The sequence below is a fragment of the Agromyces sp. NPDC058104 genome, assembly GCF_042884835.1.
Taxonomy (GTDB): domain Bacteria; phylum Actinomycetota; class Actinomycetes; order Actinomycetales; family Microbacteriaceae; genus Agromyces.
Genome location: NZ_JBHVTD010000001.1, coordinates 1,176,424 through 1,197,885 on the forward strand (window position 1 = coordinate 1,176,424; position 21,462 = coordinate 1,197,885).

13 protein-coding genes are annotated in these 21,462 nt (G+C 71.3%); 6 read left to right on the forward strand and 7 right to left on the reverse strand.

Going from position 1 to position 21,462, the window contains the following annotated elements; all coding sequences use genetic code 11:
• Nucleotides 1–82: 82 nt before the first annotated feature.
• Complete coding sequence (locus ACFVTH_RS05585; RefSeq protein WP_387087534.1) at nt 83–1,714, reverse strand: cation acetate symporter; 1,632 nt, start codon at nt 1,712–1,714, stop codon at nt 83–85.
• On the reverse strand, nt 1,711–2,082 hold the full coding sequence (locus ACFVTH_RS05590) for a DUF485 domain-containing protein (RefSeq protein ID WP_386942175.1): 372 nt from the start codon (nt 2,080–2,082) through the stop codon (nt 1,711–1,713). The genes ACFVTH_RS05585 and ACFVTH_RS05590 overlap by 4 nt, the downstream gene beginning before the upstream one ends.
• A gap of 209 nt (nt 2,083–2,291) precedes the next feature.
• Here ACFVTH_RS05590 and ACFVTH_RS05595 point away from each other — a divergent pair, with 209 nt between their 5' ends.
• From ACFVTH_RS05595 to ACFVTH_RS05615, 5 genes are read left to right on the forward strand one after another with little or no spacing between them, the layout of a single operon-like run.
• Nucleotides 2,292–3,482 carry a sensor histidine kinase gene (locus ACFVTH_RS05595; RefSeq protein ID WP_387087536.1) on the forward strand — a complete coding sequence of 397 codons (1,191 nt, stop codon included), beginning with the start codon at nt 2,292–2,294 and terminating at the stop codon, nt 3,480–3,482.
• Nucleotides 3,479–4,234, forward strand: coding sequence for a LytR/AlgR family response regulator transcription factor (locus ACFVTH_RS05600; RefSeq protein WP_387087538.1), 756 nt, complete (start codon nt 3,479–3,481; stop codon nt 4,232–4,234). The genes ACFVTH_RS05595 and ACFVTH_RS05600 overlap by 4 nt, the downstream gene beginning before the upstream one ends.
• Before the next feature lie 13 nt (nt 4,235–4,247).
• Nucleotides 4,248–4,631 (forward strand): DUF485 domain-containing protein, encoded by a 384-nt coding sequence (locus ACFVTH_RS05605; protein WP_387087540.1) that lies wholly within the window; start codon nt 4,248–4,250, stop codon nt 4,629–4,631.
• On the forward strand, nt 4,628–6,094 hold the full coding sequence (locus ACFVTH_RS05610; RefSeq protein WP_387087542.1) for a cation acetate symporter: 1,467 nt from the start codon (nt 4,628–4,630) through the stop codon (nt 6,092–6,094). The genes ACFVTH_RS05605 and ACFVTH_RS05610 overlap by 4 nt, the downstream gene beginning before the upstream one ends.
• A gap of 50 nt (nt 6,095–6,144) precedes the next feature.
• A complete protein-coding gene (locus ACFVTH_RS05615; RefSeq protein ID WP_387087544.1) occupies nt 6,145–6,885 on the forward strand; it encodes a TSUP family transporter in 741 nt (246 codons plus the stop codon).
• A 7-nt stretch (nt 6,886–6,892) separates the two neighbouring features.
• On the opposite strand, the gene ACFVTH_RS05620 is transcribed toward ACFVTH_RS05615, so the two are convergent.
• Nucleotides 6,893–7,531 (reverse strand): GNAT family N-acetyltransferase, encoded by a 639-nt coding sequence (locus ACFVTH_RS05620; RefSeq protein ID WP_387087546.1) that lies wholly within the window; start codon nt 7,529–7,531, stop codon nt 6,893–6,895.
• A gap of 156 nt (nt 7,532–7,687) precedes the next feature.
• On the opposite strand from ACFVTH_RS05620, the gene ACFVTH_RS05625 reads away from it, so the two are divergent.
• Nucleotides 7,688–7,909, forward strand: coding sequence for a hypothetical protein (locus tag ACFVTH_RS05625; RefSeq protein ID WP_387087548.1), 222 nt, complete (start codon nt 7,688–7,690; stop codon nt 7,907–7,909).
• Nucleotides 7,910–8,027: 118 nt separating this feature from the next.
• Here ACFVTH_RS05625 and ACFVTH_RS05630 read toward each other — a convergent pair whose 3' ends face one another.
• The 4 genes from ACFVTH_RS05630 to ACFVTH_RS05645 form a co-directional block, all read right to left on the reverse strand.
• Nucleotides 8,028–9,899 carry an alkyl/aryl-sulfatase gene (locus tag ACFVTH_RS05630; RefSeq protein WP_387087550.1) on the reverse strand — a complete coding sequence of 624 codons (1,872 nt, stop codon included), beginning with the start codon at nt 9,897–9,899 and terminating at the stop codon, nt 8,028–8,030.
• 133 nt (nt 9,900–10,032) lie between these two features.
• Entirely contained in the window at nt 10,033–19,464 is a 9,432-nt protein-coding gene (locus ACFVTH_RS05635; RefSeq protein WP_387087552.1) for a DUF5979 domain-containing protein, read from the reverse strand.
• Between the two features lie 123 nt (nt 19,465–19,587).
• Nucleotides 19,588–20,874, reverse strand: a complete 1,287-nt coding sequence (locus ACFVTH_RS05640; RefSeq protein ID WP_387087554.1) for an adenylosuccinate synthase — start codon at nt 20,872–20,874, stop codon at nt 19,588–19,590.
• 1 nt (nt 20,875) lies between these two features.
• On the reverse strand, nt 20,876–21,415 hold the full coding sequence (locus ACFVTH_RS05645; RefSeq protein ID WP_387087556.1) for a DUF3151 family protein: 540 nt from the start codon (nt 21,413–21,415) through the stop codon (nt 20,876–20,878).
• Nucleotides 21,416–21,462: the final 47 nt, after the last annotated feature.

The window sequence follows — 21,462 nt, forward strand, 5'->3', positions numbered from 1 at the left end:
CGATCAGTTCGACACGGTTGGGACAGGCAATGCCGCCGTGCCGAGTCCGTCCGGCGACGGGCCCCCACCCGCCGCCGGAACCCTAGTGCTGCGCCGCCTTCTCGGCGCCGACGCCGGTGAGCGAGCGCACCTCCATCTCGGACTGCTTCAGCGGGTCCTCCGTGCCCTTGTCGAGCACCGTGCCGAGCCAGCCGAGGAAGAAGGCCAGCGGGATCGAGACGATGCCCGGGTTCGAGAGCGGGAAGAACGCGAAGTCGATCGCCTCGGTCTTCAGCATCGAGGTCTCTGAGCCCGAGACGACCGGCGAGAAGACGATGAGGAGGATCGCCGAGGCGAGGCCGCCGTACATGCTCCAGAGCGCGCCCTTGGTGGTGAAGCGCTTCCAGAAGAGCGAGTACACGATCGTCGGCAGGTTCGCCGACGCGGCGACCGCGAACGCGAGCGCCACGAGGAACGCGACGTTCTGGCCGTTGGCCCCGATGCCGCCGATGATCGCGACGACGCCGATGATGACGACCGTGCGACGCGCGACCTTGACCTCGGCGCCCGCCTCGGGCTTGCCCTTCTTCACGACCGACGCGTAGATGTCGTGCGCGAAGGAGGCGGCGGCCGTGATCGTGAGGCCGGCGACGACCGCGAGGATCGTCGCGAACGCGATCGCCGAGATGAGGCCGAGCAGCAGCGGTCCGCCGAGCTCGAACGCGAGCAGCGGGGCCGCCGAGTTCGGGCCGCCGGGAGCCGCGGCGATGACGTCGGCACCAACGAGGGCCGCGGCGCCGTAGCCGAGCACGAGCGTGAACACGTAGAAGATGCCGATGAGCCAGATCGCCCAGACGACCGACTTGCGGGCCTCCTTCGCGGTGGGCACCGTGTAGAAGCGCATGAGCACGTGCGGCAGCGCGGCGGTGCCGAGCACGAGGGCGAGGCCGAGCGAGAGGAAGTCGACCTTCGCGATCTCGGAGACGCCGTACTTCAGGCCCGGGTTCAGGATCTCGGGGTTGCCTGCGGTCGCGACCGCGTTCTCGAGCAGGGTGGAGAAGCTGAAGCCGTTGAGCGCGAGCACCCACACGGTCATCACGCCTGCGCCCGCGATGAGCAGCACCGCCTTGATGATCTGCACCCACGTGGTGCCCTTCATGCCGCCGATGAGCACGTAGAGGATCATGAGCGCGCCGACGACGGTGATGACGACCGCCTGGCCGACCTGGTCGCCGATGCCGAGCAGCAGCGAGACGAGCCCGCCGGCGCCGGCCATCTGGGCGAGCAGGTAGAAGAAGCAGACGACGAGCGTCGTCGTCGCGGCGGCGATGCGCACGGGCTTCTGCTTCAGCCGGAACGAGAGCACGTCGGCCATCGTGAACTTGCCGGTGTTGCGCAGCAGCTCGGCGACGAGCAGCAGCGCGACGAGCCACGCCACGAGGAAGCCGATCGAGTAGAGGAACCCGTCGTAGCCCGTGATCGCGATCGCCCCGACGATGCCGAGGAACGACGCCGCCGAGAGGTAGTCGCCCGCGATCGCGGAGCCGTTCTGCCCGCCCGTGAACGAGCGACCGGCCGCGTAGTAGTCGGCGGCGGTCTTGTTGTTGCGGCTCGCGCGGAACACGATGATCATCGTGATCGCGACGAAGGCGCCGAAGATCGCGATGTTGAGCCAGGGCTCGCCGGGCGCCGCGGGTGCGGCCTCGGCGGCGCGGAGGACGGTGTGAGCGCTCATCGTGCGGCCTCCTCGGGGGCGAACTGCGCGGTCTCGATCTCGCCGCGGATCTCCTCGGCGAGCGGGTCGAGGCGGCGGTTGGCGTAGCTGACGTACCAGGTGGTGACGGCGAAGGTCGTGACGACCTGCGCCAGGCCGAGCAGCATCGCGACGTTCACGTTGCCCCAGACGGGCGTCGACATGAAGTCGTGCGCGTAGCTCGCGAGCAGCACGTACGCGAGGTACCAGGCGAGGCACGCGGCGAGCACCGGGAAGACGAACCTCCGGTGCCTCGAACGCAACTGCTGGAACTCGGGGGATTGTTGCACCGCGCGGTAGTCGACGTTCAGGGCCGTCTCGTTCTCCGCGCTCAGGGCTTCGTTGCCCATGGCGTCTCCTTCATCGGGATCGTGTTCTTCAGGAGCGGGGGCGGGGGCGCCACCGCTGCGCTGCGGTGCGCCCACTCTGACGCGCGCCGCGCGCGGCGTGGGGCGCCCGCCGTTCGTCGTCGCCGAACGGCGCCGACGGTGCGACGAACGGCGGGGCGGAGACGACGAGCGACGGTCGGCGGAGCGGCCGAGCGATTACGCTGGCGTGCATGCCCGAGTCGACGCTGCTCGCCGCCGCCCTCGGCGCGCTCGGCGGGGCGCTCGCGGTCGGGCTCGTGCTGTTCCTGCGCCGCCTCGTGGTCGCCTCGAAGGAGCTCGGCACCGACGCCGAGCAGGCCACCTACCAGACGCTCCACCTCGCCTCGCGGGCGGCGAAGCACCTGCGCGGCGGCATCGACGGCCCCGACGCGCAGCGCGCCGGCAAGCACCTGCGCGCCCTCCTCGGCGCCGACAGCCTCGCGATCGCCGACCGCTCGGGCACGATCGCCATCGACGGCGACGACGCGGTGCGCCAGCTCGCCGAGCGACTCGTCGGCGAGGTGCTCACGGGCGGCCGCGCACAGGTGCAGCGCCGCATCCCGGTCGGCGCGTGGGAGACCGACGCGGTCGCCGCGCCGATCGTCGGCGGCGCGGGGCCGGTCGGCGCGATCGTCGCCTTCGCCTCGCCCGTGCGGGCGGGGCTCGTGCGCGCCACCGGCGAGGTCGCCGACTGGGTGGCCGCGCAGGTCGAGCTGGGCGAGCTGGATGCCTCGCGCGCCGCCCTCGCCGAGGCCGAGGTGCGTGCGCTCCGCGCCCAGATCAGCCCGCACTTCATCTACAACTCGCTCAACGCGATCGCCTCGTTCATCAACACCGACCCGCAGAAGGCCCGCGAGCTGGTGCTCGAGTTCGCCGACTTCACGCGCTACTCCTTCCGCCGCCACGGCGACTTCACGACGGTCGCCGAGGAGCTGCGCTCGATCGACAGCTACCTCAGGCTCGAGCGCGCGCGGTTCGGCGACCGGCTCAAGGTGACGCTGCAGATCGCCCCCGAGGTGCTCTCGACGGTCGTGCCCTTCCTCTCGATCCAGCCGCTCGTCGAGAATGCGGTGCGCCACGGGCTCGAGTCGAAGGAGGGGGGCGGGCGGATCACGATCGAGGCCGCCGACTCGGGGGCCTTCGCCGAGATCACCGTCGAGGACGACGGGGTCGGCATCGACCCCGAGACCCTCGCGCGGGCGCTCGCGGGCGGCACCGCGAGCGGCGAGCACGTCGGCCTCCGCAACGTCGACGCCCGCCTCAGGCAGGTCTACGGCGAGGAGCACGGGCTCGTGGTCGAGACGAACCTCGGCGCCGGCACCCTCGTGCGCATGCGCGTGCCCAAGGCGGGCCCCCGCCGAGATGGGAGGATCACCCCATGATCTCCGTGCTCATCGCCGACGACGAGCAGCCCGCGATCGACGAGCTGGCGTTCCTGCTCGGCCAGGATCCCCGCATCGGCGTCATCCACCAGGCGTCCTCCGGCGCCGAGGCGATCCGCCTGCTCACCCGCGAGCCCGTCGACGCGGCGTTCCTCGACATCCACATGCCCGGGCTCACGGGCTTCGACCTCGCGCGCGCCCTCGCCCGGTTCGAGCACCGCCCGGTGCTCGTGTTCGTGACCGCCGACGAGGAGGGGGCGCTCGAGGCGTTCGACCTCGCCGCCGTCGACTACCTCCTGAAGCCCGTTCGCACCGAGCGGCTGCATCGCTCGATCGGGCGGGTGGTCGAGGCGATCGCCGCGGCGGGCGCGAGCGCCGCGGGCCGCGGCGCGCCCGAGGCATCCGCCTCGCCCGAGATGATCGCGGTGACGCTCGGCGGCACGACCCGCATGATCCGCCGCGACGACGTGCGCTACGTGCAGGCGCAGGGCGACTACGCGCGGCTGCACACCGAGGAGGCGAGCTACCTCGTGCGCGTGCCGATGGCGGATCTCGAGCGGCAGTGGGCCGATGCGGGCTTCGTCAGGGTGCACCGCTCGTACCTCGTCTCCCTCGCCCATGTCTCCCGGGTGCGGCTCGCCGCCGACCATCCGAGCGTCGTGGTCGGCCAGGCCGAGCTGCCCGTGAGCCGGCGGCTGCTGCCGGGCCTGCGCGAGCGGCTCGAGCAGGCGACGCTGCGGGCCAGGCCGTGAGCGAGGAGCGGCCGTGAGCGAGGAACGACCGCAGCGGGTGCGGGTGACCGCGCCGCGCAGGGACGCGGGCGGGGCGTCCGCCAGGCCGCCCGCGCGACCCGGCCGCCGCGAGCCGAGCGACGTCCAGGGCGTCTACGTGCGCTCGCTCATCCGATCGCAGCTGCGGCTCGCGCTCACCGTCGCCGCGGGCTTCGTCGTCGCGACGGTGCTGTTCGTCGTCGCGATCGCGCTCGTGCCCGACCTCGATCGCACCTTCGTGCTCGGCGTGCCCGCCTCGTGGCTGCTGCTCGGCTTCGGCGTCTACCCGCTCGCGATCACCGTCGGCGGCCTCTACGTGCGCGCCGCATCGCGCAACGAGGCGCGCTACCGCGCGCTCGCCGAGGACGCGGACTCGTGAACCCCGCCATCGGCTACACCGCGATCGCGGCCGTCGCGCTCGTGTCGGCGGTCATCGGCTTCTACGGCCTGCGGGTCTCGCGCACGACGAGCGACTTCTACGTCGCGAGCCGCACGGTGCGGCCCTGGTGGAACGCCTCGGCGATCGGCGGCGAGTACCTGTCGGCGGCGTCGTTCCTCGGCATCGCCGGGCTCATCCTGCTGACGGGCGCGTCGGCGCTGTGGTTCCCGATCGGCTACACGGCGGGGTACCTCATGCTGCTCCTCTTCGTCGCCGCGCCCCTGCGCCGGAGCGGCGCGTACACGATCCCCGACTTCACCGAGGCGCGCCTCGAGTCGCTCGCGGCGCGGCGGGTGACGAGCCTCCTCGTGATCGTGGTCGGCTGGTTCTACATCGTGCCGCAGCTGCAGGGCGCGGCGCTCACGGTGCGCATCACGACCGGGCTGCCCGCGTGGGCGGGCTCGCTCGCGGTCGCCGTGCTCGTCGCGGTCGTGGTCGCGGCGGGCGGCATGCGCTCGATCACCTTCGTGCAGGCGTTCCAGTTCTGGCTCAAGCTCACGGCGCTCGCGGTGCCGGTGATCGCCCTGCTCCTCGTCGTCGGCGGCGGGGATGTCACGGCCGAGCTGCCGCCGGTCGCCGCGTTCCCGCCAGAGGCCGGCCCCGGTGACCTCGACGTGTACCGCACCGTCTCGCTCATGGTCGCCCTGCTCTTCGGCACCCTCGGCCTGCCCCACGTGCTGGTGCGCTTCTACACGAATCCCGACGGCGTCGCCGCCCGCCGCACGACCGTCATCGTGCTCGTGCTGCTCAGCGTCTTCTACCTGTTCCCGACCGCCTTCGGCTTCCTCGGCCGGGCGTTCGCCCCCGACCTCGCGGCGCCGGGCGACGCCGACGCGCTGATCCTGCTGCTGCCCGACCGCCTCGTGCCCGGGCTCGCGGGCGAGCTGCTGACGGCGCTCGTCATCGCGGGCTCGTTCGCCGCCTTCCTCTCGACCTCGTCCGGCCTCGTGGTCTCGCTCGCGGGCGTCATCAGCCAGGATCTGCTGGGCGGCAGCGTGCGCGGCTTCCGGATCGCCGCGGTCGTCTCGACGGTCGTGCCGCTCGCCGTCGCGCTCGCGACCGAGTCGGCGGGTCTCGCGGGCAGCGTCGGCCTCGTGTTCGCGTTCACCGCGTCGACGCTCTGCCCCATGCTCGTGCTCGGCATCTGGTGGCGCGGGCTCACCGCGCGCGGCGCGATCTCGGGCATGCTCACCGGTGCCGCCCTCTCGGGTGCGGCGATCCTCGGCGGCGGCGTGCTCGGTGCGGCGGCGCCGGCCCTGCGCCCCTTCCTCGAGCAGCCCGCCGCGTGGACGGTGCCGATCGCGGTCGTCGTCACGATCGTCGTCTCGCGGCTCGACCGCCGCGGCGCCCCGTCGGGCACCGACGCCTACCTCAGCCGGCTGCACGTGCCCGAGCGGCCCTGAGCCCGCCGGAAGCCGACGGCGGATCGGCGGCACTGAACTAGGCTGTCCCGGTGCTCCTCGCCATCGCCGTCTCCGTGCTCGTGGGTGCGGCGGCCCAGCGGGTGACCGGCATGGGCTTCGCGCTCATCGCCTCCCCCGCGCTGGTGATCCTGCTCGGGCCGTTCGACGGGGTCATCGTCGTGAACCTCTGCGCCGTGCTCTCGTCGCTGCTCATCCTGCCGAGGGTGTGGCGCGACGTCGAGTGGCGGCGCTTCACCTGGCTCGTCATCCCCGCGTTCGTCGGCACCGCCGCCGGCGCCCTCGTGGCGACGCTCGTGCCCGGTCCGGTGCTGCAGCTCGGCGTCGGCCTGCTCGTCATCGTCGCGCTCACCGTGACGCTCGTGGTCACCCGCACCGAGCACACGGCGAGCGGGCCGGCCCCGGCGATCATCGCCGGCACCGCGTCGGGCTTCATGAACGCCTCGGCGGGCGTGGGCGGCCCTGCGCTCAGCGTCTACGCCGTCGCGACCCGTTGGCCGCAGACCGCGTTCGCGGCCACCGCGCAGGCGTACTTCGTTGCGATCGGCGCCACCGCCCTCACGGGCAAGCTCGTCGCGACGGGATGGGCGTGGCCCGCGCTCGACCCCGGCGCCTGGCCGTTCATCGTCGGCGCGCTGCTCGTCGGGCTCGTCGCCGGCGAATGGCTCGCCCCGCGGGTCGGGCATCGGGCCGCTCGTGCCGCGGTCATCGTCATCGCCTACCTCGGCGGCGCGGCCGCCCTCGTCGACGGGGCGATCGACCTGCTCGGCTGAGCGGACGTCAGAGCCGTACGGGCTCGTCGCCGCTCGCGGCGAGCCGCGTCTCGAGCGCCGCCCGCACCTCGGGCCACTCGTCGACGATCACCGAGTACACGGCGCTGTCGCGCCAGCTGCCGTCGGCGCGCCGCTTGTCGCGGCGCATGACCCCGTCGAGCTTCGCGCCGAGCTTCTCGATGGCCGCGCGCGAGCGGGCGTTGATCGCGTCGGCCTGGATCTTCACTCGCCCGAAGCCGTGGTCGAACGCCAGGCCGAGCAGCAGGAGCTTCGTCTCGGGGTTCACCGCGGTGCCCCAGACCGACGGGTGGTAGCCGGTCCACCCGATGTGGGTCGACTCGTTCGCGGTGTCGAAGTCGGCGAGCTTCGTCGCGCCGACGACGCGGTCGTCGTCGGGGCCGCCGACGATCCGCACGGCGAACGGGAGGGCGCGGTCGCCGCCGCGGACGAAGTAGTAGGCGCGCGCCCAGTCGTCGAACGCGGCCCTTCCCTCGGGGAGGCCGGCGGGACCGCCGCCGAACCCGCCGGCGAAGACCTCGGGCCGGGAGAGCGCATGGTGGAGCTCGGGCAGGTCGGCCTCGGCGAGCGGGGTGAGGCGCACGAAGCGCCCCGGGAGTTCGGTCGCTGCGGGGATGGTCGCTGGCACGTGACGAGTCTGCCACGGGTCGGTGACCGGTGGACGACGAGCGGATGACGGAACCGCGGCGTGCGCGGACGGCGCGGTCGGTGCCCTTCCCCGCACGTCATCCGCACCCTACGATGACGAGAGCACGACCGATCTCAGAACGGAAGGTGGGGGGCGATGGGCGCTCTGGACGACATCACGAAGAAGGCACAGGACTTCATCGAGGAGAACAAGGACAAGATCGACGAGGCGCTCAAGAGCGAGCAGGCCGAGGACATCAGCGACAAGATCCTCGACGGCGTCAGCGACGCGGCGAAGAAGGTCGTCGGCGAAGAGCACCACGACAAGATCGACGACGTTCGCGGCAACATCGACGGCGCCATCGGCACCGAGAAGTAGCACGTCACACGAAGGGGGCGGATGCTTCGGCATCCGCCCCCTTCGTCATGCGGTCTTCTCGGCGAGCCGGCCGGAGGCCGGCCGGGGCCTGCCGCTCGCCCGTGTGCGCGCCTCGACCCTAGGGCAGCACGATCTCGAATGCCGGGTCGCCGGGGCTGAGCACCGCGAGCAGCTGCTTCAGCACGTCGAGATCGCCCGAGACCCCGACGCCCTCGGAGCCGAAGTCTCCGGCCGCGAGCGCGATCAGCCGGGGCTTCGTCAACGAGAGGTGCAGCGGTGCCGTGCCGCTCGGTGCCTTCTCGACGTAGACGAGCACCCCGTTGCGCAGCGTGAGCCGGAAGCTGCGGTCGAGGTCGGTGAGCGTGATCTCGAACGCGAGCGTGAGGTCCCACGCCCGCGGACCGTCGACCGTGATGGCGAGCGCGTCGAAGAGCTGCTCGGGCGAGAGCTGCGCGCGGATGGCCGGTGCGTTCGTGACGGTGGGCGTGCCGAAATTGCCCTCCCGCAGCTCGGTCGCACCCGAGAGGAAGAAGTTGCGCCAGGTGCCGTTCTCGGCGCCGTAGCCGAGCTGCTCGAGCGTGTCGGCGTAGAGCGCCTTCGCCGCCTCGTTGCCGGGCTCTGCGAACACGGCGTGGTCGAGCAGCGTCGCCGCCCAGCGGAAGTCGCCGCCGTCGAACGCCTGCCGTGCGAGATCGAGCACGCGCTCGATGCCGCCGATCGCCTCGACGTAGCGGGTCGCCTGCGCCGCCGGCGGGTGCGGCCAGAGCCGAGCCGGGTTGCCGTCGAACCAGCCCATGTAGCGCTGGTAGATCGCCTTGACGTTGTGGCTGACCGATCCGTAGTAGCCGCGGGCGTGCCAGGCGTTCTCGAGGGCGGGCGGCAGCTGGATCGTTTCGGCGATCTCGGCGCCCTGCATGCCCTGGTTGAGCATCCGCAGCGTCTGATCGTGGAGGTACCCGTACAGGTCGCGCTGGAGCCCGAGGAACTCGTGGATCTCGGCGTTGCCCCAGGTCGGCCAGTGGTGCGAGGTGAAGACGACCTCGACATCTCCGCCGAACCGCTCGATCGCCTCGGTCAGGTACTGCGACCACACGTGCGGGTCGCGCACGACCGCGCCGCGCAGCGTGAGCAGGTTGTGCAGCGTGTGGGTGGCGTTCTCGGCCATGCACAGGGCCCGGTACTTCGGGAAGTAGAAGTGCATCTCGCTCGGCGCCTCGGTGCCCGGTGCCATCTGGAAGACGATCTCGACCCCGTCGACCGTGTGCGTCTCGCCGGTCGTGGTGATCTCCAGCGTCGGCGCGATGAGCGTCGCCTCGCCGACCGAGGTCGTCTGGCCCAATCCCGCGCCGACGGCGCCCTTGGGGCCGCGTGCGAGGGCCGCGCCGTACATGTACCCGGCCCGGCGACCCATGGCGGTTCCCGCGTAGACGTTCTCGGCGACGGCGTGATCGACGAGCCCTTCGGGGGCGATCACCTGCACCTCGCCGGCGTCGACCTGCGCCTGGTCGACGATGCCCTGCACGCCGCCGAAGTGGTCGATGTGCGAGTGCGTGTAGATCACTGCGGTGATCGGCCGGTCGCCCCGGTGCTCGCGGTAGAGGGCGACCGCGGCCGCTGCCGTCTCCTTCGAGATGAGCGGGTCGATGACGATGACCCCCGAGTCGCCCTCGACGAGGGACATGACCGAGAGGTCGAGACCGCGCACCTGGTAGAGGCCGGGCACGACCTCGAAGAGGCCGTGCTTCGCGACGAGCTTCGACTGGCGCCAGAGGCTCGGGTTCACCGTGTCGGGCGCGTCGCCCGTGAGGAAGTCGTAGCTGCTCGCGTCCCACACGATCTCACCCGCCTGGTTGCGGACGACCGGGTCGGCGAGTGTGCCGATGAAGCCGCGCTCCGCTGCCTCGAGGTCTCGCGTGTCTCCGAACGGCAACGCCGCGAGCAGGGAGCGTTGCTGGGCGATGATGGTGTCGGCGGCATCGTTCTGCGTCATACGCCGATCCTTCCACGGGACGTTCGGCTCTCGCGGGAGGCGGGTCGTGACGGCGCCGCCGTCGATGAGGGGATGCTTCGCGGCATCCCCTCATCGCATCAGCGGCGCCCTGCGCCGTCGCCGGGCCTCGCGCTCACGCCGCCCTGCGCCGCCTGCGGGCGATGAGGAGCGCGCCGAATCCGGCGCCGACCAGCAGCAGCGCCCCGCCGATCCAGAGCGCCAGCCGCTCCCCGTCGACACCCGTCGCGGCCATCGGCGGGTCGAAGCGGTTGTCGACCGTGATCGTGACGGCCTCGTCGGCGCCGACCACGGCGGGACTCGCCTCGGTCGCGCTCACCGTCACCTCGGCGGCGCCGCCCGCGTCGGTCTCCTCTGCCCAGCACTCCGCGCCGATCGGCAGATCGCCGAAGGCCTTCGTCTCGCCCGCGGCGATCGAGACGGTCTCGTCGAGCGCGATGAACTGCTCGTTCCCGCCGCGGTCGAACACGCACATGAGCTCGATCTCGAAGGTCTTCCCGTCGGCCTGGTCGACCGCACCCGACACCGTCTTCTCGAGCTCGAGCGAGCCCGAGTCGAAGGTGTTGGTCGCCGTCAGCGTCAGCAGCTGGGCGGTGTCCGACTCGACGACGATCGCCGCGTCGTCGTACGAGCCGAAGTCGACACTCGAGGCGGTCGCGCCGCCGTCGTCGGTCTCGACGCCGAAGCAGCGGGTGCCGAGCGGCAGCTGCACGGGGTCGCCCTCGGCGTCGACGATCTCGACCGTCTCCCCGCCCCTGATCTCGACCGGCGCGTCGTAGAGCGTCACGATCGCGCCGTCGACCTCGAGCTGGCACGTGACCTGCACGGTGAACACCTCGTCGACGACCCACTCGGCGTCGGCGGCGTCGCCGTCGACGTCCTTCGTGAGCTCGACCGTGCCGAGCGAGAACTCGTTCACGAAGCCGGCGGTGACGACGGTCTCGACGCCCTCCTCGGCCTGGTCGGGGATGGTCACCGTGACCGGTGCCGCCGGCTCGTCGGCGTGGCCCGGGTCGGTCTCGGTGACGACGCACACGGCATCGACCGGGATGCCGGTGATCGTCTCGCTCGTGAACGGACCTTCGCCGCCGTCGCTCTCGACCACCAGCTCCTGGTCGACCACTGTCTCGCCTTCGTAGGTGCAGACGACCTGGAAGGTGTACTCGCCCTCCGAGAACGCCGGCGCGCCGGGGCCGGCGACGTGCTTGAGCACGTCGAGCGCACCGGTGCGGAAGTCGTTGACGATGTCGACCCTGACCGGCTCCGCGGTCGCGTCGTCGCCGACGACGAAGGTCTCGGGCGTCACCGTCGACTGGGTCGCCCCGCCGTCGTCGAGCTCGGTCACCTGGCACTCGGCGGTCGTCGGCAGGTTCTCGACGATCCAGACGTCGCCGGGGGCGTCCTTCGTGAGGGTGTGGGTGGCGTCGTAGACGACGTCGGGCACCGCCACGGGCACGGTGCAGACGAGCCGCACCTCGAAGTCGCCGAAGGTGCCGCCCCACGCGTCGGCCCCGGTCCCGGTGACCGACTTCACGATCTCCACCGATCCGACCGGGTAGAAGTTCGTGATGGTCACGGCGTTGACGGCCTGGTCGTCGACGTCGGGCTGCAGCACGAACTCGGCGCTCGAGGTCTCGCCGAGGTCCTCCGACTCGCCGTTCTGCGTCACGACCATCGAGGTCACGGCGCCGCGCGCGGCGGTCTCCTCGACGGTGCAGTCGGCGCCGGCGGGCAGGCCGTCGAACGACTGCGTGGCGCCGTCGCGCAACTCGAACTCCACGTCGAGCACGGTCTCGCCCTCGAAGGTGCAGATCGCATGGAACCGGAAGACGAGGTCCGTCTCGATCGGGTTGCCGTCCTGGTCGACCGCGTCGGTCTCGATCTGCTTCGTGACCGAGAAGCCCGCGTCGGGGTACACGTTCGTCACCGTGATCGTGATGGGCGTCTCACCGCCGTCGACGGTCACGGGATCGTCGGCCGTCGCGCTGATCCGGATCTCCCACGCCCCCTGCCCGTCGGGCTCCTCTGCGTAGCAGTCGGAGCCGATCGGGATGCCGGTCAGCGTCGCCTGCTCCCCGCCCTGCAGCTCGACGGGCTCCTGGTCGTAGCTGACGACCGGGTCGTTGCCCGGGCCGCGGTCGAGCGTGCACGTCACGAGGATCTGGAACGTCTTGTCCTCGGCGTAGGAGGCCGCGTCGCCGTCGAGCGCCTTCTCGATCACGAGGTCGGCGAGGTCGAAGGTGTTCGTCGCGGTGAGCTCGAGCGGCTGCGGCTCATCGCCGTCGTCGGCGACCACGACGACCGCGTCGTCGAACGAGTCGAAGTCGACGCTCGACGAGGTCGCCCCGGCGTCGTCGGTCTCCTCGCCCCAGCAGTGCGTGCCGAGCGGCAGCAGCAGCGGGTCGCCCGTCGCCGGGTCGGTGACCGTCACCGTCTGGCCGCCCGTCACCTCGACGTCGCCGTCGAAGAGCGGCGTGCCGCCCTCGGTGAGCGAGCAGGTGACGTGCACCGTGTAGGTGGCGTTCACGAAGTCGGGGTCATCGGATGCCTCGCCCGCGAGCGCCTTCGTGACCGAGACGGTGCCCGCCGAGAAGCGGTTGTCGACCTCGGCGGTCGTCACCTGCGCGTTGCCGTCGACCTCGTCGGGGATCGTCACGACGACCGGCTCGGGCAGCGCGTCGGCTCCGCCCGCGTCGGTCTCGGTGACGGTGCACTCGGCGCCGACCGGCAGGCCGGTGACGGCCTCGCTCGTGAGCGGCCCGGCGGTGCCGTCGCCCGCGACCGTGAGCGTTCCCTCGCCGACGGTGGCGCCGTCGTAGGTGCAGAGGTAGTCGAACTCGAAGTCGACGCCCTCGCTGAAGCCGGCGCCGGGGCCCGACACCGTCTTCGCGATCTCGAAGCCGCCCAGGCGGTAGTCGTTCGTCACGGTGACGACGACGGGGTCGCCGTCCTCGCCCGCGACGCCGATCGTGATCGGCTGATCGGGCGTGATGACGACCTGGGTCGCGCCGCCCGTGTCGGGCTCGGTGACCGTGCACTCGGCACCGGTCGGCAGGTCGTCGACCGGCCAGGTCTCGCCGTCGGCGATGGTGTGCGTTGCGTCGTAGACCGGGTTCGTCGTCGCCTGATCCCAGGTGCAGACGAGCCGCACCTCGAACGAGTCGGCCGCGGCCGCGGCGCCCGCGCCGGTCACGTCCTTGGTGACCGAGATCGACCCCACAGTGTAGGTGTTGACCACGCCGAGGGCTGTCACGTGCTCGTTGTCGACGTCGGGCCTGATCTCGAACTCGGCGGTGTCGCCGTCGATGACCTGGTCCTCGCCATCCGTCTCGGCCACCGTGATCGTCGTGTCGGTGGCACCGCCCGCACCGGTCTCGACGACCGTGCACTCGGCACCGACCGGCAGCGCATCGAAGATCTTCTGGTCGCCGTCCTTGAGCGTGAACGTCCGATCGGACTCCGGGATCACCTCTTCGCCCAGGAAGATGCAGCTCGCCGTGAACTCGAACTCGAGGTCGGGGTCGATCTCGATCGGCTCGCCGTCCTGGTCGACGGCGCCGCCGTCGACGACGTCCTTCACGACGTAGAACCCGCCGAGTTCGTAGGTGTTCGTGACGGTGACCTGTTCGAGCGCACCGTCGGCGGGCGCACCGTGGTGCACGTCGTCGAGCCCCGAGAGGTCGCGCTTCGCCTCGACCGGGCCCGACTTCGTCGGGTCGTCTGGATCCGCAGGATCGTACGTCACGGTCGCCCCCTGCGAGGGCACCTCCTGCACGGTGCAGTCGGCGTACAGGGGCAGGTTGGTGCCGGTGCCGTAGTCGACCACCGTGCCGTCGGCGGGCACGGTCACCGGCGTCGCCGACGCTCCGCTCGGGTCGACGAGCGTCACGGCCTCGCCGCCCGAGGTGCATTGCACGTCGAAGTCGTACGACTCGGGCAGCGGGATCGTCTCGGGCCAGTCCGCCGGGAGGTCGACCGCCTTCTGGAGCGCGATCTCGCCGGTCGGCACGGCCACGCCCGAGCGCACGGGCTCGACCGGGCCCTGGTAGATCTCGGTGCCGCTGAAGTCGGCACGCGAGCCGGCGGCGACGGCGTTCCAGGCGATCGGGAGCCCTCCGTCGTCGGCGTTCGGCAGCGCGAGCGGCGTCAGGGTGTCGAAGGTCAGCGCACCCGTGTGTCCCGGGGCGAGCCCCTGGCCGGCCTGCCACACGACGACGGCCTTGATCGCCTTGGCGGTCGCGAGTTCCGCAAGGGGCGTCGTGTTCGTGAACGGGATCCAGTCGCGGGTGCTCACGTCGGCGTAGCACGGGTCGGTCGTGGGCATGGAGCCGGTGCGGGTGCTCCACTCGATGTCCTTCGCATTGCACGCCCGGTTCGGCACCGTGGTCATGTAGGCGAACGTCGCCGATGCCTCGGTGGCGCGCTCGAGCGCCGTGATGTTGCCGAGGAAGATCGGCGACCACTGCGAGCCGCGGGCGGTGCCGACGGTGACGCCGGTGTCGCCGATCGCCGGGAGCACGTCGATGCCCGCGATCGACTCGGCCGGGACATTGCCGAGATTGGTGAAGCTCAGCGCCCACGTCTCGACGCCGCCGGGGCGGGTGATCGGCACGCAGTTGCTGCGATAGAACCCCGCGATGACCGAGTTCGGCTCGGCGCAGCCGGTCGCGTCGCCGGTGGTGTTCAGCACGCCGAGGTCGTCGTGGTTCTGATCGCCCACCGGGGCGCCGGGCACGCCGGCCGCAGTGCCCTTGACGCCCTTCACGAGGGAGATCGGCGCGGCGGCGCTCGGGGTCACCGTCGTGTTCGCCGCGCAGCTCTCGACGTCGGTGGTCTGAGGGTTCGTGATCGTGCCGAGACTGCTCGAGTCGCACGTGTCGAAGGTGCGGTCGCTCGTCGCGGTGATGGTGTTGCCGACCGGGGTGCCCGGGGGAAGCGCGGCGCGGAACTGCAGCGCCGCGGTGATCACGAGGCGCTCGCCCGGTTCGAACACGAAGCCGTCGGGCACGGTGATCGTCACGAGCCCGGTCGTCGTGTCGAGTTCGCCGGCGAAGCCGGAGGCATCCAGTACCGTGCCGTCGGCCGCGATGAGCGTGAACCCGAAGGTCGGGGTGACGTTCGGCCGGGGAACCAGCAGCGAGCCGTTCGCGTCGGTGGCGACCTGGTCGGTGAGCTCCAGACCCGTGATCGGCCACTGCCCGGTGTTCGTGACCGTCATCCGATACGGGATCGCACCGGACGGCGGGAACTTCTGAGCGGCGGCCCCGTCGCTGCCGTTGCCCGGTGTCTTCACGACACTGATGCCGTTCACGAGGTGCTTCAGCACGGTCGCGTCGGTCGCGTCGTCGTCGGCCGACCACTGTGTGCCGCCCTCGCCCGTCCACGATCCCTCGCCGTGCACGTCCACGGTGTCGGTCGTCGTGCCCGCCGCGGTTTCGCCGGGAGCGACCGGCACCGCGATGCCCGGCTGGGTCGACGGCACGGGGACGTCGGTCTCGCCGTTCGGGCCGTACCGCAGGTCGATGAGCTGGTTCGCCGTGAACGCGATCGGCACGACCGGGTTGATCGGGTTCTCCCAGTTCGAGGCCGCGTCGTCGACGCGGAACTCGAAGCGCAGGCCGAGCACGTCGCCCTCGGCGACGCCGCCCGGGAGCACCGGTGTCACGACACCGCCGGCGTCGGCGGTCTGCCACTCGCCGACCGTCCAGCAGTCGGTGAGGTCGCTCGCGCCGTCGCAGCTCTGGCTCAGCACGTTCGTTCCGCCGTCGAAGGCGTAGTCGACCCCGGTGAGCGCCGAGACCCGCACCTGGCGAACCGGGCTCGGCAGGGTCGCCGCCGGGAAGGCCGCGAACTCGAACTGGTTCCAGAACGTCGGGTCGTCGTCGGTGATCGTGAGCACCGTCGTGCGCACGTTGCCGGTCGGCTGGCCGGTCAGTGCGATCGTGTACCCCTCGCGCGGCTCGTCCTCGACCCGGTCGTTCCGATCGGCCGAGGTCGGCGGAGTCTGGATGTCCTTCTGCGCCACCACGCCGTAGCTCGCCGCGGCGAAGGGCAGCGTGTCGGTACCGGTGCCGGTCGCGGAGTCGATGGCCGGGTCGCCGCCCGGCCGCTCGACTGTCGCTCCCGCGACGTTCGTCGCGAGATCGGCCGTCGTGACGGGGTTCGCCGGGTTGCTGCGTTCGGTCTTGCGCAGCTGGAAGGTCAGCACGACCGAAGCCGTGGCCTTCGACTCGATGACGACCTCGTCGGCGTCGGTGTGCACGACCGAGAAGCCGATCACGTCGACGAGCTCGGTCGAGGTGAGGGCGAGCGCCTCCTCGATCGTGTAGTCGGTCGTTCCGCCACCCTCCCGGGTGAGGGTGACCGTCGACGAGGTCGCCGCGTCGGGCACCGTGATCGTGTCGATCGCGTAGAGGTTCAGGAGGTCGTAGGTGTTCGTCGAGCTCCCCGGCGCGGGGTCGGCGACCGAGAGCGTCTGCACCTCCGCCTCGGTCTCGTTCCTGGCGGTGATCGTCGCGTTCACGAGCGGATAGGTCTCGGCCGGCGTGGTCTCGGGCGGGATCGGCAGGCTCGCCTGGTCGAAGGTCTTCGAGACCGAGACGTTCACGGTCGCGTCGAGGATCGTGATGAGGTCGTCATCTGTCTGCTCGATGGGCTGGGGTCCCTCGCCCTGGATCTGGGCCGTGTTGTTCACGACGCCGGGCTGGCCCGAGTTGAAGTCCTCGGTGTGCAGCGTGCCGGTCACCGGTCCGCCGGTGCTGCGCGTGAAGTCGCGCAGCTCGAACACGAGGTCGAGGTCGCGGTCGTGACCGTACGAGGGCGCAACCCCCGAGCCGGCCGTCGGTTGCCCCGCGCCGCCGCGGGCCGAGCCCTCGGCGTAGGTGAGCCGCACGGCCCTGGTCGATTGCACCTCGTCGGCCTCGAGCACGTAGCCGGGGAAGGCCCCGTCGCAGTCGGCGGCCGTGGCGCAGGCCTTGCTCGTGATGTCGACCCACTCGCCCGTGCCCGCGGCGTCGTCGAATGCGAACAGCTCGACCTTCGACACCCGGTCGTACTGCATCGAGGCATCGAGGCTCGCGTCGATCGGCGCGATCTCGACGAGGTTCCACGCATCGAACGCCGAGTTCGCGATCGTCGTGTCGTCATAGCCGGGGCCGGCCGTCGGGTCGTCGGTGATCGCGACGGTCTCGAAGGGCACGCCCTCGGTCGACCACGAGATGCGGGCGGTCCGCCGGTCCTCGGTGAACGCGAAGAGCGGATCGGCGGCATCGATGAGCCAGTGCTTCTCGAAGAGGTCGGGGCCGTCGCCGCCGTCGATCGGGTCGAGGTCGATCTGGTCGCCGTCGGTCGCCGTGTTGTCGTCGGGGGTGACGTCGTTGTCGTTGTGCACCTCGGAGCCGGCCAGGTTCGGCACGGTCAGCGGGTCGGCGTCGGCCGCGGCATCCGCGACCGAGCCCGAACCGTCGCGGAACTGGTCGCGGGTCTCGACCGTGATCGTCGGGGCCGCCTGGAAGCCGGGCGGCAGGAGCTCGCCTTCCTTCGGCGTGTAGACGAACTGGATGCCCTGGATCTGCTCCTGCGTCACGGGCGCGGTGCCGCCAGGCACCGAGAGCACGAGCGTCCCCTCGCCGTCGAGCTGGCCGCCGGGCAGCGGCACCCAGGCGCTGCCGTCCCAGTAGTTCACCTGGAGATCCGCGTTGGCCGGAACGCCCGCCACGATCTGGCTCAGGTCGAAGGCATTCCAGAACGGGTCGACCGCTCCCGCCTGCGGGTCGGCCGGGTCGCTGATGACCAGCACGTCCGAGCCGACCGTCGAGGCGTTCGGTCCCTGGTCGTTCACGTGGGCGATGAAGCTCACGTCGGTCGTCGAGCCGGGCACGGCCCACTGCGAGTCGCGCGCGATGTTCTTGTCGATGGTCGTCGAGACGCGCCCCGGCTGGCGGGTCGAGTCGTCGCTGGCCGTGTCGTCGCCGCTCTTGCCCGTCTGGTCGGTGACGATCGACGTGGTCTCGTTCGTCGAGGTGACGTCCTCGCCGTCGACGGGCTGCGCGACGACGTCGAAGGGCACGGTGGCGGCGCCGTTCTGGATGATCGGCCCGGTGAAGGTCACCGTGAAGCCGACGACCTCGTCGGAGTCCTCCAGCTCGGGGTCGGGGAGGGTGTTGGGCGTGCCGGCCGTGAGCGTCTCGGTCTGGCCGTCGGCGTATTCGTAGGTGATCGTCGCGCCGGTGGCGTTCGGCGGCCAGGTGACCCCGGTCGTGAAGCCGGCGAAGGTGAGCCCCTGATCGGCGAGGTTCGGCTGGCCAGGCGTCGGCTCCTGGATGACCATCTCGGTCACCGGCCTGAACCCGTTGGTCGCCTCGATCGTCGCGGTGGTCTGCTGCCCCGCGAGCAGGTTCGGGTTGGCGAAGTTCTTCGTGACCTCGACGAACGGGCCGGTGTTCGAGACGACGACGTTCCCGGGCGCCGTCTTCGGCGTGCTCGGGGTGTCGTGCACCACCACGTTCGACGAGGCCGTGTTCGGCACCTGCACCGACTGGTCGAGCGGGATTCCGAGCACCGTGTCGTTCGTCGCGGCGCCGATGCCGATCTGGGCTGGCTCGTCGCCCGACGGCGGCAACTGGTCGCCGGTCGACGAGCTGAAGGTGAAGCGGAGCCCCTTCACGTCCTCCTGGGGGACGCCGACGGGGATGCCGGAGGGGTCGGCCGGAATCGGTCCGGGCCCGTACGCCGACGTCCAATTGCCGTCGGCATCCAGCCATTCGATCTCGACCTGATCGGCGCCGGCCGGCGGGGTGATCGACGTGATTCCCGTGAAGTCGAAGTACCCGTCGAACGGGCTCGCGACGCCGTCGGCGGGATCCTGTACGACGATCTCGTCGACCGAGCGGTTCGAGGCGTTGCCGCCGCCGATCGTGTAGTCGACCGGCTGGTCGGGCAGCGCGGGCACGCCGGGGGTGCCGTCGGGCTGGTGGTCGTCGACCGACTTCGTGACGGTCGAGTCGAGCACCTCGGGCACCTCGATCGTGATGGCGGCGCTCTCCTCGACCGTCAGCGCGTTGTCGGCGGTGGCCGTCGCCGTGTTCACGATCTCGGCGTCGTTGACGTCGGCGCTGACGTCGGTCGGGATCTCCACGAAGACCGTGATCGTGACCTTCTGCCCCGACGGCAGGCCCGTCCCGGCCGACCCGTCCGTCTCGAAGTCGACCGTGAAGTCTGAGCCGTCGACGGTGACCGTCGACGCGCCGCCGCCGTTCACCTCGACCGGAGGCTCGACGCTCGGATCGAAGACGAGGGGCGACGGCAGCGTGTCGCTGAGCACGGCGTTCACGCAGGTGTCGACGAGGTTGCTGTTGCAGGTCAGCTCGATCGTGTAGCTGAACTGGTCGCCGGGACCATAGGGCGAGTCGTCGGGGACGACCGACTTGGCGAGGATGAACTCGGCGTCATCGGGGGCGGCGAAGGCGGGTGCTGCTGCCGGCGCGGCCAATCCGACCGCCATGAGCAGGGCCGCGGCCCCCGCGAGCGTACGACGAACGATCGACATCTACTCCCCCTTGCTCGCGGCGGTGGCGCCGCAACGGGTACGCGGTAGAGCGCGCACCCTGCTCCGACACTATCGAAGGGGGTGTGAACCGGGGAAGGGCCGGGGTGACAGAGCGCGGTGGCGTCAGTCGAGCAGGTCGTGCAGGGTCACGATCTCGTCGCGGCCCGGTCCGACGCCGATCGCCGAGATGCGCGAGCCGCTCATGGCCTCGAGCTCGCGCACGTAGGCCTGCGCGTTCGCCGGCAGGTCGGAGAACTCGCGCGCACCCGAGATGTCCTCGGTCCAGCCGGGGAACTCCTCGTAGATCGGCTTCGCGTGGTGGAAGTCGGACTGCGACACGGGGATCTCGTCGAAGCGCTCGCCGTCGACGTCGTACGCGACCGCGACCGGGATCTTCTCGATGCCGGTGAGCACGTCGAGCTTGGTCAGCACGAAGTCGGTGACGCCGTTGATGCGCGCAGCGTAGCGGGCGATCGGGGCGTCGTACCAGCCGGTGCGGCGCTTGCGGCCCGTGGTGGTGCCGAACTCGTGGCCCTGCTCGGTGAGGAAGTCGCCCCACTCGTCGAAGAGCTCGGTCGGGAACGGGCCCGCGCCGACGCGGGTGGTGTACGCCTTGATCACCGCGATGACGCGGTCGATCTTGTTCGGCGCGATGCCCGAGCCGGTGATCGCCCCGCCGCTCGTCGCGTTCGACGAGGTCACGAACGGGTAGGTGCCGTGGTCGACGTCGAGCATCGTGGCCTGGCCGCCCTCGAAGAGCACCGTCTCGCCGCGCTCGATCGCCTCGTGCAGCAGCAGGGAGGTGTCGGTCACCATCGGGCGCAGTCGGTCGACGTAGCCGAGCAGCTCGTCGACGACCTCGTCGACGCCGATGGCGCGGCGGTTGTAGATCTTCACCAGCAGGTGGTTCTTCTGGTCGAGGGCGCCCTCGACCTTCTGCCGCAGGATGTTCTCGTCGAACAGGTCCTGCATGCGGATGCCGACGCGATTGATCTTGTCGGCGTACGACGGCCCGATGCCGCGGCCGGTGGTGCCGATCTGGCGCTTGCCGAGGAAGCGCTCGGTCACCTTGTCGAGGGTGCGGTGGTACTGCGTGATGAGGTGCGCGTTGGCCGACACCTTGAGCTTCGACACATCCACCCCGCGGGCCTCGAGGCCCTCGAGCTCCTCGAAGAGCACCTCGATGTCGACGACGACGCCGTTCGCGATGACGGGCGTGACGCCCGGCGTCAGGATGCCCGACGGCAGGAGGTGCAGCGCGTACTTCTCGTCGCCGACGACCACGGTGTGACCCGCGTTGTTGCCGCCGTTGAACTTGACGACGTAGTCGAGGCGCGAGCCGAGCAGGTCGGTCGCCTTGCCCTTGCCCTCGTCGCCCCACTGTGCACCGATGAGTACGGCCGCGGGCATGTCAGTCCTCTCCTGCCGTGGTGGGCACGGCGGGTTCTTCGATTCGGTCTGCGGGAGCCGCGGCGGCCTCGGCCGGCGCGAACAGCGCGGCGGGCACGACGGGCATCAGCTGGGTGGGCGTGAACTCGCTCGCGATGCGGGCGGGCGCCTCGGCGTCGGCGCTCGCGAGCTCGTCGGCGAGGCGGCCGGCGCGCTCCTCGAGCCCCAGGCCGGCGGCGGCGCGGCGCTGCGTGTCGAGGGCGCGCAGGTACGCGCGGTTGGGCTCGTCGGCCCACGGCACGGCACTGCCGGGCTGCCAGCCCGACGCGCTCAGCTGCTCGCGTGCGAGCTCGACGGCGACGGCCGCGTAGGCGAAGGCCTCGATCGCGCGCCCCTCGGAGTCGGCGAGGTCGGCGAGCTCGGTCCAGGCGAGCGGCGATGACGGATGCTCCGCGACGACCGCCGCGACGGAGGCGCGATCGGCCTCGGCCAGCGCCTGACGGACCTCGGGCTCGTCGGCGAGCGACGCCTCGGGCCCCGGGGCAGTTTCTTCTGGAGTCACACTCCACCTTATCGCGGGGCGTGTTTCGGGCCGATGAAGGGGGCCCG

Bases quoted from the DNA above. Each gene is read 5' to 3' on its own strand.
- ACFVTH_RS05585 (WP_387087534.1), bottom strand. From the start codon at position 1,714: ATGAGCGCTCACACCGTCCTCCGCGCCGCCGAGGCCGCACCCGCGGCG.
- ACFVTH_RS05590 (WP_386942175.1), bottom strand. From the start codon at position 2,082: ATGGGCAACGAAGCCCTGAGCGCGGAGAACGAGACGGCCCTGAACGTC.
- ACFVTH_RS05595 (WP_387087536.1), top strand. From the start codon at position 2,292: ATGCCCGAGTCGACGCTGCTCGCCGCCGCCCTCGGCGCGCTCGGCGGG.
- ACFVTH_RS05600 (WP_387087538.1), top strand. From the start codon at position 3,479: ATGATCTCCGTGCTCATCGCCGACGACGAGCAGCCCGCGATCGACGAG.
- ACFVTH_RS05625 (WP_387087548.1), top strand. From the start codon at position 7,688: ATGGGCGCTCTGGACGACATCACGAAGAAGGCACAGGACTTCATCGAG.
- ACFVTH_RS05630 (WP_387087550.1), bottom strand. From the start codon at position 9,899: ATGACGCAGAACGATGCCGCCGACACCATCATCGCCCAGCAACGCTCC.
- ACFVTH_RS05635 (WP_387087552.1), bottom strand. From the start codon at position 19,464: ATGTCGATCGTTCGTCGTACGCTCGCGGGGGCCGCGGCCCTGCTCATG.
- ACFVTH_RS05640 (WP_387087554.1), bottom strand. From the start codon at position 20,874: ATGCCCGCGGCCGTACTCATCGGTGCACAGTGGGGCGACGAGGGCAAG.